Source organism: Paracoccus aerodenitrificans, assembly GCF_027913215.1.
Taxonomy (GTDB): Bacteria; Pseudomonadota; Alphaproteobacteria; order Rhodobacterales; family Rhodobacteraceae; genus Paracoccus; species Paracoccus aerodenitrificans.
On record NZ_CP115784.1, the window covers coordinates 622,981 to 638,923 of the forward strand.

At 67.3% G+C, this 15,943-nt stretch carries 15 protein-coding genes; 2 read left to right on the forward strand and 13 right to left on the reverse strand.

Features of this window, described 5'->3' with window-relative positions; translation table 11 throughout:
* Nucleotides 1-93: 93 nt before the first annotated feature.
* The 3 genes from PAE61_RS04360 to PAE61_RS04370 form a co-directional block, all read right to left on the reverse strand.
* Nucleotides 94-1,434 (reverse strand): DUF7986 domain-containing protein, encoded by a 1,341-nt coding sequence (locus PAE61_RS04360; RefSeq protein ID WP_271114191.1) that lies wholly within the window; start codon nt 1,432-1,434, stop codon nt 94-96.
* Nucleotides 1,435-1,655: 221 nt separating this feature from the next.
* Complete coding sequence (locus PAE61_RS04365) at nt 1,656-1,964, reverse strand: type II toxin-antitoxin system RelE/ParE family toxin (RefSeq protein ID WP_101754684.1); 309 nt, start codon at nt 1,962-1,964, stop codon at nt 1,656-1,658.
* Nucleotides 1,961-2,212 (reverse strand): CopG family ribbon-helix-helix protein, encoded by a 252-nt coding sequence (locus PAE61_RS04370; RefSeq protein WP_271114192.1) that lies wholly within the window; start codon nt 2,210-2,212, stop codon nt 1,961-1,963. The genes PAE61_RS04365 and PAE61_RS04370 overlap by 4 nt, the downstream gene beginning before the upstream one ends.
* Nucleotides 2,213-2,376: 164 nt before the next feature.
* Here PAE61_RS04370 and PAE61_RS04375 point away from each other — a divergent pair, with 164 nt between their 5' ends.
* Both PAE61_RS04375 and PAE61_RS04380 read left to right on the forward strand, forming a co-directional pair.
* Complete coding sequence (locus tag PAE61_RS04375) at nt 2,377-2,649, forward strand: hypothetical protein (RefSeq protein ID WP_271114193.1); 273 nt, start codon at nt 2,377-2,379, stop codon at nt 2,647-2,649.
* Nucleotides 2,650-2,653: 4 nt separating this feature from the next.
* Entirely contained in the window at nt 2,654-3,274 is a 621-nt protein-coding gene (locus PAE61_RS04380; RefSeq protein ID WP_353620377.1) for an SOS response-associated peptidase, read from the forward strand.
* Between the two features lie 648 nt (nt 3,275-3,922).
* Here the strand turns inward: PAE61_RS04380 and PAE61_RS04385 are convergent.
* The 10 genes from PAE61_RS04385 to PAE61_RS04430 form a co-directional block, all read right to left on the reverse strand.
* A complete protein-coding gene (locus PAE61_RS04385) occupies nt 3,923-5,116 on the reverse strand; it encodes an acyl-CoA dehydrogenase (RefSeq protein WP_252734076.1) in 1,194 nt (397 codons plus the stop codon).
* Nucleotides 5,117-5,206: 90 nt separating this feature from the next.
* Entirely contained in the window at nt 5,207-6,862 is a 1,656-nt protein-coding gene (locus PAE61_RS04390; RefSeq protein WP_271071071.1) for an electron transfer flavoprotein-ubiquinone oxidoreductase, read from the reverse strand.
* Complete coding sequence (locus PAE61_RS04395) at nt 6,859-8,379, reverse strand: class I adenylate-forming enzyme family protein (RefSeq protein WP_271114194.1); 1,521 nt, start codon at nt 8,377-8,379, stop codon at nt 6,859-6,861. Before PAE61_RS04395 ends, PAE61_RS04390 begins: the two co-directional genes overlap by 4 nt.
* Nucleotides 8,376-9,203: an oxepin-CoA hydrolase, alternative type gene (locus tag PAE61_RS04400; RefSeq protein WP_271114195.1), complete on the reverse strand. Its 828-nt coding sequence runs from the start codon at nt 9,201-9,203 to the stop codon at nt 8,376-8,378. Before PAE61_RS04400 ends, PAE61_RS04395 begins: the two co-directional genes overlap by 4 nt.
* On the reverse strand, nt 9,200-9,634 hold the full coding sequence (locus PAE61_RS04405; RefSeq protein ID WP_101754691.1) for a PaaI family thioesterase: 435 nt from the start codon (nt 9,632-9,634) through the stop codon (nt 9,200-9,202). Before PAE61_RS04405 ends, PAE61_RS04400 begins: the two co-directional genes overlap by 4 nt.
* A complete protein-coding gene (locus tag PAE61_RS04410) occupies nt 9,631-10,629 on the reverse strand; it encodes an acyl-CoA dehydrogenase family protein (RefSeq protein WP_101754692.1) in 999 nt (332 codons plus the stop codon). Before PAE61_RS04410 ends, PAE61_RS04405 begins: the two co-directional genes overlap by 4 nt.
* Nucleotides 10,630-10,644: 15 nt before the next feature.
* The gene (locus PAE61_RS04415) at nt 10,645-11,841 is read right to left on the reverse strand and encodes an acyl-CoA dehydrogenase family protein (protein WP_271071068.1); all 1,197 of its coding nucleotides are present in this window, start codon (nt 11,839-11,841) and stop codon (nt 10,645-10,647) included.
* 11 nt (nt 11,842-11,852) lie between these two features.
* Entirely contained in the window at nt 11,853-13,028 is a 1,176-nt protein-coding gene (locus PAE61_RS04420) for an acetyl-CoA C-acyltransferase (RefSeq protein ID WP_271071067.1), read from the reverse strand.
* The gene (locus PAE61_RS04425) at nt 13,025-15,139 is read right to left on the reverse strand and encodes a 3-hydroxyacyl-CoA dehydrogenase NAD-binding domain-containing protein (RefSeq protein ID WP_271114196.1); all 2,115 of its coding nucleotides are present in this window, start codon (nt 15,137-15,139) and stop codon (nt 13,025-13,027) included. The genes PAE61_RS04420 and PAE61_RS04425 overlap by 4 nt, the downstream gene beginning before the upstream one ends.
* 2 nt (nt 15,140-15,141) lie before the next feature.
* The gene (locus tag PAE61_RS04430; protein WP_271114197.1) at nt 15,142-15,942 is read right to left on the reverse strand and encodes an IclR family transcriptional regulator; all 801 of its coding nucleotides are present in this window, start codon (nt 15,940-15,942) and stop codon (nt 15,142-15,144) included.
* Nucleotide 15,943 lies beyond the last annotated feature (1 nt).

The following is a 15,943-nucleotide window of genomic DNA, read 5'->3' on the forward strand; positions in this document are numbered from 1 at the left end:
TGAAAGACTGCTTTCGGAGAAAAATTGAGAAGCCACATTTGTCCTGAATGTCGGCATTGGGCCGCTGATGTCGGGCAAAGGCCCTGCCCAAAGCTACATCCGGTGCTCTTCCAATCCGAGCTCGGCCCACATCCAGCTGAAGTCGTATTCGGTAATCGGACCCTCATCATGCCTGGCGCTATGGTTTTCCAGCAGCTTCAACCAATCGATCACCTTCTCGCGCCCCGCTGCCGTGTGGACGGCCTGCCGCGGTGATTTGCTTCCAAGCGCCGGGATTGGCGCGTCCAGCGTTTCGCGGTAATGCTTGTCCATGTGATCCCGCATCAGTTGGCGCGCGATGTCTGGTGGAATTTCCTCGACCTCCTCACTCGGCCTGTCGCGCTGTTGGTCGGCCCGCATCTGATCAACCGTCCGGATCGTGGTCAAATGCGATCTTAACAGGTCCCCGGCGGCGTCGCGGATCAACTTCCGGACCTTGTCCGCCCGCTCGGTCGAGTTGACGGTCACGAGCAGCGCCTTGCCCTTCAGTTCCATGGAGCCCAGAACGGTGACCCCCTCCATCTGCGTGTCCAGCATGATGTCATAGCCAGCCTTGCCGCCGCGCCCCTTCCGCTCCGCCAGCCAGCTCCAGAGCTTCGGTCCCTGCGGCAGGAAACCCTTCACCCGGTCCAGCCGCTCTGCCACCGCCCTTTGCGTGACGCCGCTGGCAAACAGGTACCGCAGGTCGTGGAACAACACATCATCCCCGTCCGAATTCGTGAACTGCGGTTGCGCCGGGGTGAGGGCGCGATCGATCTCGATAAATAGCCATGCGGTGGTAAAGATGGGTGCGCAGGTCAGAAGCTGATCGCGGGTGAGCCGCAGTGCATCTCGCTTCTTCAGCTTCAGAGCATCGCGCAGCCCCGAAATCAGGAAATCCACTGTCTCGGCCCGAAAGGGCAACAACGCCCCGGAGATAACGTGGTGCTCTCGCTCGGGCACCACGCGCACGGCAATCCGGTCCCATTGCTTCAGTGTGCGTGTAGCGGATATCTCCTTCACTGTGACCGGGGCAGCATCCGACAACAGATCGCGTAGCGTCATCGACGTGCCGGGCTGGACATTACTGACTTCATACAAGCTGACCGGCGCATCCCGCAGCGCCGCAAAATAGGCCCGGTTCAGCGCCGTCTCCTTCCAGCCGCGCCGCTTCAGGTAGAGATCGACGATGTTTCCGTCCTCATAGCGCTGGCCAAGGAAGTCCTCGAACCCGCACCCCCAAAGCACGCCCGTCCACTGCTCGCCCAGGAGGTCGGCCAGGCCTTCCTGGTCGAGCTCGAATTCTTCCAGCGCGGGTATCAGGTGTTCCGCGACCACATCCTGCAGCCGTTCCCGCCAGTCGCCTTCCCTGCCAATGAAGGCCAAAAGACCCGATATGTCATTGCGTTCGGCCATCGCCTCTCACCCGTGTTCCCACAACAACATCTTGCTATTCACCTCGGTAAGCAAGATGCCGGTTAAAGCTGCTCAGCCGCCTGTGCCGCTGTTCCGACGTGGGTAGGCATATAAGAAAATGCCGCGTCACAGCGCGAAACGAGTGCCCTTTTCTGACATCGCCTGTAGGGCGGGCTTCAGCCCGCCCTACGGCAAAAATGCAGACCGCAGCTTCGTCCTGCTTAGCTGCCTTCCATACGATCGCGAAGGGCCGCTGCGAGATTGCGGGAGGTGTGAAAGACGGCCAGAATTGTGACTGCCTCGACGTTGACCTCGTAGACAATGAGATAGGGTGACCCTGCCACATTCATTTCCCGCGTCCCGGAAAAGCGCCCCGGACGGCCGAGTGCGGGAAACTCCGGAAGCTTCGCGGCTGTTCGGGCAATCTGCCTGTACACATTCTCGGCCGCAGCCGGGTTTTCCCGCGCGATATAATCCACGATGGCTTCAAGGTCTCGCCCGGCCGGCTCGGCAATGAGAAGTGTCTTCAAGCCTGCCAGCCATGCTTGGTGGCAATGGCGCCAAAGACGTCGTCGGCAGAACTGACGTTACCCTCGCGCGCTGCGGCCACCCCGGCCGCGATCCGTTCCATTTGCCAAGCGTTGGCTTCGAGAAACTGATCGATCGCCTGATTGACCACATAGTTGCGAGAACGATCCATCGCGGCGGCCAAGGCATCGATCTCCGAGACCCTGGCTGTGCGGACGGTCATGAGTTCTGTTTCGGCGCGCTGCGGCATGGTGTGCTCCAATGTAATCGTATGTAATCATACGCCTTGCCAATGTAGATTTCCAGTCATGCGCTGATCAGGGTCGGAAACGCTTGCTGCGGAGCGGATGTTCTCTGTATGTTCCGGACATGCCAGCGGGTCATCCATCTGCCAACAAGTTCCGAAACCGCACCTTGCGGCACATCGAGCATTCGGGGCGGCTGGCGCTCGTGACCTGCACCGGCTGCGGGCGTGCCTGCCGTTATTGGGCTCATGATCTCATCAAGGTTCTTGGCCCGGATCATGATCTGCTAGTGCCGCCATTCATTTGCTCGAAATGCCGCCGCCGCGAATGGATGGATATTCACTGGATTGTGCCGTCTGCGACCGAGTTACAGGACGGCTTGACGGTCCGCCGTCCCGTCAAGCAGGTTGTTCGCTGGATCTGGCGCGACGAAAAGGCGTGAGAAATTGTGCAATTTATACTCCAACATCACCGCCCAGGAGGCCATGCGCAAACTGTTCAGCGGGCTGGCTGATCGGGCCGGCAATCTTCAGCCCGGCCAGGTCTATCCCGACCAGCTGGGCGCGATAGTTCGGCATAACGAGGATGGCCTGGAATTGGTCAAAGCTCGCTGGGGAATGCCCTCACCTAAATTTGCCCTAAAGACCGAGCGAGATCCAGGCGTGACAAATGTGCGCAACCTGTCCAGCCCACATTGGCGGCGGTGGTTGGGCAAAGAGTGCCGTTGTCTGGTGCCGGTGACGGCCTTCGCAGAGCCGCTCGGCAAGGGAAAAGGCAATCAGTGGTTTGCGCCCGCAGATGCTGGCGCGCAGATGTTTTTCGCGGGCATCGAGACGCGGGGCTGGAAATCGGTTCGCAAGGTGAGGGATGGCGAAACGACCGACGACCTCTATGCCTTCCTGACCTGCGGGCCGAACGCCGAAGTGAAGGCGGTGCATCCAAAGGCTATGCCCGTGATTTTGATGGAGCCTGATGCATGGTCGGCCTGGCTCAATGGCACTGACGCGAAAGAATTGCAGCGTCCGCTGCCCGATGGCGCGTTGAAACTCATCGATGACGCCCAGTAAGGGCACTGTCTAAAGTCAGGCGAATGTCGACTTTGTCGGTCCTCGTCGCCCTGCTCCGTCCATCTCGGCCCTGGCGGGAGGCGCCCGCATGACGCGATCACCGGCATTACCGCTGAGATCATGGCCCAACGGTCGATCCCAGGCGGGTTGTCCAGCCTGGGACGGCAGCGCCGCACGGGCCGAAGCAGGCTGCAAGCGAGACGCCAGGGATCGAGCGCAGCAGCCTGTGGGCAACCTGACCAGTCAGGCGGCTTCAACTGGACCGAAGAAGATCCTTTGAGGCCCGCCTCGGCGGGCCATGTCCTGCGGGGGGATTCGGACAGAGCCGAACGCCCCCGCTTTCCCGGGCCGCACGTTCCGTGCGTCCGTCAGGGAACCGCCGGTTCCCCCACGCAAGGCCGTCGGCTTGACGGGGCGAAGGGGTTTCCCCGGCCTTCCTCCGCCTCGCGTCGTCGTGCAGGCCGGGTGATCCCCCTCCCCTTCGCCCCTACCGACAACCTTGCGCGGGTCCCCCTCCTGCCCGAAGGTATTCCTATCCGCCGTCGCCCTCGCAGCAACCGTCATGTTCTGGCTATGAAACGAGAACGAGTCCTGACCCTAGTCAATCACGCGCTTGACCGGCACAAGAAGCTTCATGGCTGCATCTCCTCAGAAGAACGCCTGCAGGCCGGTCTGGGCACGGCCGAGGATCAGGGCGTGGACGTCGTGGGTGCCTTCGTAGGTATTGACGGTTTCCAAGTTCACCATATGGCGCATCACCGGGTATTCGTCCGAGATGCCGTTGCCGCCGTGCATGTCGCGGGCCACGCGGGCGATCTCCAGCGCCTTGCCGCAGTTGTTGCGCTTGATCAGGGAGATCATCTCGGGCTGCATCTTCCCGGCCTCGAACAGCCGCCCCACGCGCAGGGCGGCGTTCAGCCCCAGCGTGATCTCGGTCATCATGTTGGCGAGCTTCAGCTGGTGGAGCTGCGTCTGCGCGAGCGGTTTGCCGAACTGCTTGCGGTCCAGCCCATACTGGCGTGCGGCGTGCCAGCAGGCCTCGGCCGCGCCCATCGCGCCCCAGGCGATGCCGTAGCGCGCCCGGTTGAGGCAGCCGAAGGGACCGCCCAGGCCCTCGGCGTTCGGCAAAAGCGCGTCCTCGCCCACCTCGACCTCGTCCATGACGATCTCGCCGGTGACGCTCGCCCTCAAGGACAGCTTGCCCTCGATCTTCGGCGCCGAGAGGCCCTTCATGCCTTTTTCCAGCACGAAGCCACGGATCTTGCCGCCATGCGCGTCGGACTTGGCCCAGACGACGAAGACATCCGCGATGGGGCTGTTGGTGATCCACATCTTGGACCCGTTCAGCCGGTAGCCGCCGGGGGTCTTTTTCGCGGTGGTCTTCATGCCGCCGGGGTCCGAGCCCGCATCCGGCTCGGTCAGGCCGAAGCAGCCCACCCATTCGCCCGAACAGAGCTTCGGCAGGTACTTGCGCCGCTGCTCCTCGGACCCATAGGCGTTGATCGGGTGCATGACCAGGGACGCCTGCACCGACATCATGGATCGGTAGCCCGAATCCACCCGTTCGACCTCGCGCGCGACAAGGCCGTAGCTCACATAGCCCGCACCGGTGCCCCCGAACTCCTCGGGGATGGTGACGCCCAGCAGGCCCAGTTCTCCCATCTCGGTGAAGATGGCACGGTCGGTCTGCTCGGTCCGGAAGGCCTCGCGCACGCGGGGAGCGAGGTGGCCTTGGGCATAGCTCCGCGCGGTGTCGCGGATCATGCGCTCTTCCTCGGTCAGTTCGTCTTCCAGCAGGAAGGGGTCTTCCCAGCGGAAGCTGCCGATGCGGTCCATCTTCATGGTGGTTTCTCCTATCTCCATCAGGCGAGTTCAATAAGCATTACGGTGGTCATGCCAGGCCTATCTTGGGGTCGCGAGGCACCGGCCTTCTTACATGTTGGGATAGTTCGGCCCGTCGCCGCCCTGCGGCGTGGTCCAGACGATGTTCTGCGACGGGTCCTTGATGTCGCAGGTCTTGCAGTGGACGCAGTTCTGGAAGTTGATCACGAAGCGCGCACCTTCGGGCACCGACTTGTCCTCGACCACCTCGTAGACGCCGGCCGGGCAATAGCGCTGCGCCGGCTCGGCGTATTCCGGCAGGTTCACCCGGATCGGGACCGTGGGGTCCTTCAGCTTCAGGTGGCAGGGTTGGCTTTCCTCGTGGTTGGTGAAGGAAAAGGCCACGTTGGTCAGCCGGTCGAACGACAGCTTGCCGTCGGGCTTCGGGTAGTCGATCGGGCGATAGTTCTTCGCGGGCCGGGTCGCGGCGGCGTCGGTCTTGCCGTGCTTCCAGGTGCGCAGGATGTTGCGGTTGAAGAGGCTGGCGACCCACATGTCCATGCCGCCCAGCATCAGGCTGCCCACCATGCCGGTGCGCGACCAGGCGGGCTTGACGTTGCGGACGCGCTTGAGGTCATGGGCGATGAGGCCCGTGCGGACATCCTGTTCGTACTCGACCAGCTCGTCGCCCTCGCGTCCCGCGGAGATGGCCGCCGCGGCCGCGTTCGCCGCCGCGATCCCCGACAGCATGGCGTTGTGGTTGCCCTTGATGCGGGGAACGTTGACCATTCCCGCCGAGCAGCCCAGCAGCAGCGCGCCCGGCACCGTCATCTTCGGCAGCGACTGCCAGCCGCCTTCGGAAATCGCGCGGGCGCCATAGGCCACGCGCTTGCCGCCTTCCAGCAGCTCCGCGATGGCCGGGTGGTGCTTGAAGCGCTGGAACTCGGCGTAGGGGTAGAGATACGGGTTCTCGTAGTTCAGGTGGACCACGAAGCCGATGAAGACCTGGTTGTTCTCGGCGTGGTAGATGAAGGACCCGCCGCCCGCGTTCTTGCCCAGCGGCCAGCCCATGGTGTGGACGACCGTGCCCGGCTTGTGCTTGGCCGGGTCGATCTCCCAGATCTCCTTCATGCCGATGCCGAACTTCTGCGGCTCGTGTCCGGCGGACAGGTCGTATGTCTCGATCAGCTGCTTGGCTAAAGACCCGCGTACGCCCTCGGCGATCATGACGTATTTGCCGCGCAGTTCCATGCCCGGCTCATAGGACGGGCCAGGGGTGCCGTCGGGGTTCTTGCCCATCTCGCCCGCGACGACGCCGGCCACGCGGTCGCCGTCCATCACCAGCTCGGAGGCCGCCATGCCGGGGAAGATTTCCACGCCCAGTCCTTCGGCCTGCTCGGCCAGCCAGCGGCAGACGTTGCCCATGCTGACGATGTAGTTGCCGTGGTTCGACATCAGCCGCGGCATCGGCCAGTTCGGGATGCGCGCCGAGCCCGCCGGCCCCAGCACCACGAAGCTGTCCGAGGTGACGGCCGTCTTCACCGGCGCGCCCTTGTCCTTCCAGTCGGGGATCAGGGCATTCAGGCCCACCGGGTCCAGCACCGCGCCCGACAGGATATGGGCCCCGACCTCGGAGCCCTTTTCCAGCACCACCACGTTCAGGTCCGGGTCGATCTGCTTCAGGCGGATCGCCGCCGACAGGCCCGCAGGCCCCGCCCCGACGATCACCACGTCGAATTCCATCGATTCGCGTTCGATCGTGCTCATCCTTCCTCCTTGGTGTCGAGCGCATCGCGGAACGTCTCGATCAGCTTCTGCTTGAGGATCTTGCCGTTGGGCGAGGTCGGCAACGCCGTTGTCACGATGATGCGCGAGGGCCGCTTGTAGGGCGAGAGACGCTCGGCCACGTGCTCGCGCAGGTCGGCTTCGCTGACCACGGCGGGATCGTCGGCCTGGCAGAAGGCCAAGACCTCCTCGTTGCCGCCCTCGACCTTGCGGCCGATCACGGCGGTCTGGACCACGCGGGGGTGGTCGTTCAGCGCGGCCTCGACCTCGGGGGGATAGACGTTGAAGCCGCCCCGGATGATCAGCTCGCGCGAGCGGCCGGCGATGTGCAAATTGCCGTCGCTGTCGATGCGGCCCAGATCGCCGGTGCACAGAAAGCCCTCGGCATCGAAGGCCGCGGCGGTGGCCTCGGGGTTGCGGAAATAGCCGGGCATGACATGCGGGCCGCGGGTCTGGATCTCGCCCACGCCATCGGCGCCGACATTGCGCAGGCGCAGATCCACGCCGGGCAGGGCCGGGCCAACGCTGACATCGGGCACGCCGGGCGGGTTGGTGGTCAGGGTGACGCCTGCGGTCGTTTCGGTCAGGCCATAGCCGTTCTGCAGCGCCACGCCGTAGAACGCTTCGGCCCGCCGCTTCCAGTCGGGGTCCAGCGGCGCCGCGCCCGAAGAGACATAGCGCAGCCGCCCCGGCGGCAGGCGGCCCCTGCCGCTTTTGCTGACCTCGTCCATGATCAGCGCGTGCATCTGCGGGACCGCAGGAAGGACGCTGACGCCGGATTGCAGGGCCTCGACCACGGCCGGGGCCGAGAAGCGCGGGAACAGCCACAGCTCGGCACCGGCGACGGTGCTGGCGATCATCATCGAGGTCAGGCCGAAGACATGCGTCATCGGCAGCACGCCCAGGATCAGGTCGTCCGAGGCGATCTCTCGCATCCGGGCCGAGGTCTGGCCGCCAAACAGCAGGTTGGCGTGGCTGAGCATGACGCCCTTGGGCGTCCCGGTCGAGCCGGTGGTGTAAAGGATCACCGCTGTCTGCGCGGCGCCTTCGGCTACCGGCTCGGGCGTGGCGGATGGGTGCGGGCCGGCGATCGACAGCTTGCCAAGCGGCGTGTCCCACCCGGCCGCGCCCGCGATCTCGGCATGGGTGCCGGCCTGCGGCGAGACATGGTTCAGATAGACGGTCAGGCGCGGGTCGGCATGTTCCGCGATGCGGTGCAGCTCGTGTTCGGTCATGCGGGCGTTGACCGGTACGGCCACAGCATCAAGGCGCGACGTTGCCATCAGCAGCCCGACCAGCGCCGCACAGTTTTCGGCCAGGATCAGCAGCCGGTCGCCGGGGCGCAGGTCGCGCGCCTGCAGTTCCGTGGCCAGCACCTCCACGGCGTCGGCCAGTTCGGCATAGCTATAGGTGCTGCCGCCGTCATCGCGCAGCGCGGGCGCGTCCGGGCGGGTGCAGCGCTGGATGTCGAGCAGGTCGTGAACGCGGGTCAGGGTCATGGGCGGGGTTCCTTCTTGTCGGCGCCAGAGCTGCCGCGGCCGAAATCGGGCGTCGTGCGGTTCAGGCGGGCGGTCAGGCCGGCGGCGGCCTCGGGGGCGGCCAGCGCATCGGCCATGGCCTCGGCCTCGCGGTCCAGTTGAGAGTCAAAATCTCCCTCGCGGGCGGCGGTGAGAAGCTTTTTGATCGCGCCCTGGGCGGTGGCCGGGCCCTGCGCCATGCGCGCGGCCAAGGCGGCGGCATGGGCCAACGCCTGCCCCGGCGCGACGAGGTCGGTCACCACGCCCATGGCCGCAAAGCTCGCGGCGGGGACGGGATCGCCGGTCAGGCACATGCGGGCGGCAAAGCCCGCCGGCACCCTGCGCGCCAGCGAGGCGGTCAGCCCGCCATCGGGCACCAGCCCGACGCGGACATAGGCGGCGGCAAAGCTGGCATCCTCGGCCGCGACCAGCAGGTCGCAGGCCAGCGCAATCGACAGCCCCGCCCCGGCCGCCCCGCCTTCGACGGCGGCGATGACCGGGCGCGGGCAGGCGCGGATGGCGCGGATGGTGGCGTGCAGATCCTCGATCCGGGCGCGGCGTTCATCCCGGGGCATGGCCGCGCGGGTGGCCAGCGCGTTCAGGTCGCCGCCGGCGCAGAAATAACCCTCGGCCCCGGTCAGCACCACGGCGCCCAGTCGATCCTGCGCCGCGGCCTGCGCCAGCGCCTCGCGCAGGCGGGCATACATGGCGGGGGCCAGCGCATTGCGGCAGCCGGGGTTCGACAGCGTCACCCGCAGGTAATCGCCGCAATCCTCGATCAGGGCGTCGGCCTGCGGGGCGGTCATGGGCTGTCCTTCGGGCGGCTTTGGGCGGCGGCGGGGACGCGCTTGAAGATCCCGCTGGCGGTGGCGATCAGGGTGCCGTCGTCATGGACCAGCTCGGCCGAGACGAACAGTAGGCTGCGCCCGCCCCCGACCACGCGGCCGGTCGCGGTGACGCCGCCATGCCGCGCCGGGCCGACGAAGTCGATGTTCAGCGAGACGGTCAGGAAGGGCTGGCGGCCGCTGTCATCGACGGTCAGGCTGGCGGTGGCGCCCGCCGCGCTGTCCAGCAGCATCCCCGCGATTCCGCCATGCAGCACGCCGTGGCGGTTGGTGTGGCGCTCGTCCAGGACCAGCCGGCAGCGGGCGCGGCGGTCCGGCTGGCCCACGTCGAGCACATAGCCGACCATACGCTGCGCGCCGGTCTCGCCCTGAATGATGCCGCCGTCGCTCATGCCGCGCTGGCCGCGATGAAGCGTTCGAGGTGATGGTCGCTGTCGCCGAACCGCGCATCGGCGGCCAGCAGGCGGCGGGCGAGGGGGGCCAGCTCGTATTCCTCGGTCATGCCGATGCCGCCATGTAGCTGGATGGTTTCCTCGGCCACATACAGCGCGACCCGGCCCAGCAGCGATTTCGTCGCCGCCACATGACGGTCGCGGTCGGCGGTGTCGATGTTCCCGGCCAGGTTCCACACCGCCGAACGCGCCTGCTCGACCTCGGTCAGCAGGTCGGCCATGCGGTGCTGGAGCGCCTGGAACGAGCCGATCGGCCGGCCGAACTGCTTGCGGGTCTTGAGGTAGTCGGTGGTCAACTCGACCGCCTTTTCCATCGCCCCCAGCGCGTCGGCGCAGACCGCAAGGATCGCCGCCGCCAGCGGCCGGTCCAGCAGCGCGGCGTCGCCGATGCGGCGGGCGGGGGTGCCCTTCAGCGTGACCTCGGTCGCGCGGCCGCCATCCATCAGGGCATAGCCGCGCAGGCCCAGCCCCTCGGCCCCGGCCTCGACCAGCCACAGCCCGTCGGTCGCCTTGACGATCAGATGGGTCGCATCCTCGGCCCCCGGCACCAGCGATTTCTCGCCGGTCAGCCGCTCGCCCTCGGCGAGGGTCGACACGTTGCCGTCATAGCGCTGGCCGGGTTCGTCAAGCGCCACCGCGATGCGGGCCTCGCCGCTGGCGGCGGCCTCGGCCAGATCGGCCTCGCCCGCGGCGGACAGGATGCCCGCGCCCAGCACCACGCTGTCGAGCAGCGGTGTGACGGCGGCGGCGCGGCCAAGGGTGCGGAACACCATCAGGATGTCCGGCCCGGTGCCGCCAAAGCCGCCCGCCTCTTCGGTCATCAGGGCAAGGCCCGCGCCCAGTTCGGACAGGGCGGCGGCGTCCCCGCCCCGCTCCAGCGTGCGGGCGAGGCTTTCGCCCAGCATGGTCTGTTCGTCGGTGAACCCGAAATCCATGACGCGTTTCTCCCCTTAAAGGCCCAGCAGGGATTTCGCGATGATCCCCCGCTGGATTTCGTTCGAGCCGCCATAGATCGACAGCTTGCGGTTGTTCAGATAGGCGCGGGTCGCGGCTGCCGCCTCGGGCGGGCCGGGGGGCAGGTGGTCATTCGCGCCCTCGACCGCCTCGGACGGAAAGGCCAGCGCCCAGGGGCCGACCGCGCGGCGGGTCAGGTCGTTGATCGCCTGCCGGATCTGGGTTCCCTTCAGCTTCAGCATCGAGCTTTCCGCCCCCGGCACCTGCCCGGCCGCCGCCTGCGCCAGCATCCGCAGGTTGGTGGTCGCCATGGCCATCAGGTCGATTTCGATCTCGGCCAGACGCGCGGCAAATAGCGGGTTCTCGATCAGCGGCTTGCCATGGGCCTGCTGCGCCCGCGCGATGCGCTTCAGCGCCGCGAGGCCCGCCGTGGCGAAGCCCACGCCGGCGATGTTCGTGCGTTCATGCGTCAGCAGATATTTGGCATAGGTCCAGCCCTTGTTTTCCTCGCCCACAAGGTTTTCCGCCGGCACCCGGACGTCGTCGAAAAACACCTCGTTCACCTCGGGCGTGCCGTCCAGCAGCACGATGGGGCGCACGGTGATGCCGGGGCTGGTCATGTCGATCAGCAGAAAGCTGATCCCCTCTTGCGCCTTGGCGGTGGGATCGGTCCGCACGAGGCAGAAGATCCAGTTCGCGTGCTGGCCCAGCGTGGTCCATGTCTTCTGGCCGTTGACGATATAGTCGTCGCCGTCGCGCACCGCCGTCGTCTTGACCGAGGCGAGGTCCGATCCCGCGCCGGGTTCGGAATAGCCCTGACACCACCAGTCCTGCCCGTTCAGGATGCGCGGCAGAAAGCGGTCCTGCTGTTCCTTGCTGCCGAATTTCTGCAGCACCGGCCCCAGCATGGCGATGCCGAAGGGCAGGACGCGGGGGGCGCTGGCCAGCGCGCTTTCCTCGTCAAAGATGTGGCGCTGGATCGCGGTCCAGCCGGCGCCGCCGAATTCGCGCGGCCAGTTCCCGGCCAGCCAGCCCTTTTCGTTCAGGACCGCGTGCCATTCCTCGATCTCGGCCTTGGTCAGTTCCTGCTGCAGCCGGACCTTTTCCGACAGCCGCTTGGGCAAGCGGTCCTGAAGGAACTGGCGGACCTCGGCGCGAAAGGCCTGGTCGTCGGGCGAAAAGCTCATGTCCATGGTGGTTCCCCTCAGAAAATCTCGATCAGGCCGGCAGCACCCTGGCCGCCGCCGATGCACATGGTGACGACGCCCCATTTCGCGCCGCGCCGCTTGCCCTCCAACAGGATGTGGCCCGCCATGCGCGCGCCGGTCATGCCGAAGGGGTGGCCGATGGCGATCGAGCCGCCATTCACGTTGAAGCGGTCCGGGTCGATGCCCAGCCGGTCGCGGCAATACAGCGCCTGGCTGGCGAAAGCCTCGTTCAGCTCCCACAGGTCGATGTCCTCGACCGTCAGCCCGGCGCGTTCCAGCAGGCGCGGCACGGCAAAGACCGGGCCGATGCCCATCTCGTCCGGCTCGCAGCCGGCGACGGCAAAGCCGCGAAAGGCGCCCAGCGGCGTCACCCCCTCGCGCACGGCCAGATCGCCCTCAATCACCACCAGCGCCGCGGCGCCGTCGGACAGTTGCGAGGCGTTGCCGGCGGTGACGAAGCGGTCCTCGCCCTTGACCGGCTTAAGCGCGGCCAGCGCCTCCAGCGTGGTCGAGGGACGGTTGCATTCGTCCATGGTGAAGGTGACGTCCTCGTTCCGGCTCTCGCCCGTGGCCTTGTCCAGCACGGCGCGGGTCACGTCGAGGGGGATGATCTCGTCCGCGAACAGCCCCGCCTGCTGGGCGGCGGCGATGCGCTGTTGCGAGCGCAGCGCGTATTCGTCCTGCGCCTCGCGGCTGACGCCATAGCGTTCGGCGACGATGTCGGCGGTGTCGATCATCGGCAGATAGAGGTCGGGCTTGTGCGCCTCGATCCAGGCCTCGCGCGAAGGGCGGGGCGGCGGCTGCACCAGGCTGATCGATTCCACGCCGCCGGTCAGGATCGCCTGCGCTCCCTCGACCTGCACCATATGGGCGCCAATCGCCAGCGCCTGCAGCCCCGAGGCGCAGAAGCGGTTCACGGTGGCACCCGCGATGCTGACCGGCAGGCCCGCGCGGATGACGATCTGGCGGGCGATGTTGCCGCCGGTGACGTATTCCGGATAGCCGCAGCCCCAGATGCTGTCCTCGATCAGCGCCGGGTCGATGCCCGCGCGTTCCACCGCGACCGAGGCGATGCGGCCGCCCATGGTCGCGCCATGGGTCAGGTTCAGGCTGCCCCGGCCGGCCTTGCCGATGCCCGTGCGGGCGGTCGAGACGATGACGGCGTCTTTCATGTCGCGTCCTTTCCAGTGTTGGCGTCGGCAAATCTCCCGCCCTGATCCGCAAGCCGGTCCAGCAGCGGCGAGATTTGCCAGAAATAGGGGTCTTCGGCGGCAAAGCGGGCGATGTCGGCGCGGATCGGGTCCAGCCCCTGCGCGTCGGCCCAGTGCATCGGCCCGCCCTTCCAGCGCGGAAAGCCGTAGCCATGCAGCAGCACCACGTCGATGTCCGAGGCGCGGGCGGCGATGCCTTCCTCCAGGATCCTGGCGCCTTCATTCACCATTGCCGCCATGTAGCGAGACTGGATCTCCTCGGGCGTGAAGCTGCGCGGGGTAATCCCTAGCTCGCGGCGGATGCCGTCCAGCATCTCTGCAATCTCGGGGTCGGGGCGGCCCTGCAGGGACTGGTCGTCATAGATGTAATAGCCGCGCCCGGTCTTGCGGCCTAGACGTCCCGCCTCGACCAGCCGGTCGGCGAAGACCGGCACCCGCTCACGCGCATCGCGGGTGGGCGCCTTCCGCTGCCGGGTGGCATAGCCGATGTCCAGCCCGGCAAGGTCGCCCACCTGATAGGGACCCATCGGGAAGCCGAAGCCGACAATCGCTTGATCGACGTCGTAAGGCGAGGCGCCGTCCAGCACCATGTGGTCGGCCGCCGTGCGATAGGCCAATAGCATCCGGTTGCCGATGAAGCCGTCGCAAACGCCCGAGCGCACGCCGATCTTGCCCATCCGCTTGGCCAGCGCAAAGGCGGTCGCCACCACGTCCGGGGCAGTGCAGTCCGCCACGACAATCTCCAGCAGCCGCATCACGTTGGCGGGCGAGAAGAAATGCAGCCCGATGACGTCCTGCGGGCGCGCGGTCGCCTGCGCGATCAGGTTCACGTCCAGATACGACGTATTCGTCGCCAGCACCGCGCCGGGACGGCAGATGCCGTCCAGGGTGCGGAACACCTCGCGCTTGACGTCCAGATCCTCGAACACCGCCTCGATCACCAGATCGACCTGTGCCAGCGGGTCATAGCTTGCGACGGCGCGGAAGGCCTGCGACAGCATCTGGTCGCGCGCCTCGGCCGCCAGCTTGCCGCGCTTGACGGCGCCGTCCAGCATCCGGCCGATGCCAGCGGCGGCCTTGTCGGCCGAGGCCGCATCCCGTTCAACCAGCGTCACGTCCAGCCCTGCGGTCAGCGCCGCCGCCGCGATGCCTTGGCCCATGGTGCCGCCGCCGATGATGCCGACGCGGTCCAGACGGCGCGGGCTGACGCCCTTCAGGTCGTCCTGCTGCGCGGCGCGGCGTTCGGCGAAAAAGGCGTGGATCAGGGCCGCGCGCTCGGGCGTCTGCATCAGGTCGGTGAAGGCGCGGCGCTCCAGCGCCATGCCTTCGGCAAAGGGCAGCGCCAGACCTTCGACGATGGTGTCCAGCGCGCGCATCGGGGCGACCTGCCCGCGCGCGGATTTCGCCACCTTTCGGCGCGCGTCCTCGACCGCCGCCGCGTCCACCGTGGGGGCGTCGGCCTGCGCCAGACGGCGCGGCCCCGCGCCCTGACCCAGCAGCCGCCGCGCCTCGGCCGCGCCCGCCTTAACGGGGGCAGTCGCGTCGGCCAGGGTGTCGATCAGCCCCAGTTCCAGCGCGCGGTCCGCGCCGATCTGACGGCCAGAAGTGACAAGCTCGATCGCCGCCTCGACCCCGACGACGCGCGGCAGGCGCTGGGTGCCACCGGCGCCGGGCAGCAGGCCCAGCGTGACTTCGGGCAGGCCCATCCGGGTGCCCGGCACCGCGACGCGGTAATGGGCGCCCAAGGCGACCTCTAGCCCGCCGCCCAGAACCGTGCCGTGCAGCGCCGCGACCACGGGCTTGTCCGAAGCCTCGATGGCGGCGACGACATCGGGCAAGCCAGGCGGCACCGGCGGCTTGCCGAATTCCGAGATATCGGCCCCGGCAATGAAGGTCCGGCCGGCGCAGAACAGCACTGCGATCCGCGCCTCGGGGTCTTGGGCCAGGCGGTCGATGGCCTCGGCCAGCCCTTGCCGGACGGCCGCGGACAGCGCGTTGACAGGCGGGTCGTCGACCTCGATAAAGCCGATCTCGCCCTCGCGGCGATAGGTGACGGGGGTCGGTTCAGCCATGGTCAGGCCTCCATGCGGATCAGGCCGGGGGCCTGTCCTGTCAAGCGTTCCAGGGTGCGGACGGCGGTGGCGAGCTGCGGCCCGACCGCGCTCTCCATCCGCTCGATCGGGGCCTCGCGCGGCAACGCGCCGCAGGTGAATACCACTGGCTCGGCCAGATTGCTGCTGCGGAAGGGCACCGAGACGGCGTTATAGGCGGCCGACGTCCCGCCGCCGGCGGGGGTCGAGACAAAGCCGCGCTGCGCCAGTTCGTCATGCGCCTGCGGCCGGTGGTCCATCATCGCGTGCAGCGCCTGCGCGTCCGGCAGAAGCTCGTCAGCTATGCGCTCGATCTCGGCCGGGCTGGTCGCGGCGATGAAGGCCCGCCAGGAGGAGAAGGGCTGCAAGGGAATCCGCTGCCCGACCTCGAGCCAGATCGAGGCCACGCGCCGCGGCCGCCAGGTGCGGATCAGCACCAGCTTGTCGGCGTCGCGCACCGCCAGCACGACCAGCGTCCCGGTATCGTCGGCCAGATCCTGCATCAGCTCATGCGCCGGCACCAGGAAGGACAGCGAGGCCGCCGCGACATGGCCCACCGCGACCAGCGTCGGCCCCGGCCGGAACCGGTCGTCGCGGGGCGACTGGACCAGATAGCCCAGCTCAAGCAAGGTGAAGGTCAGCCGCGAGACGGTCGATTTCGGCAGCCCCGTGCGCTGCGCGATCTCGGCATTGCTCAACCCGTCATCGGTGACGCGGAAGGCGCGCAGAACCGACAGCCCCCGGGCCAGGGTGGTCGCAAAGCGGGGATCGTTCTGCTCGGTCATC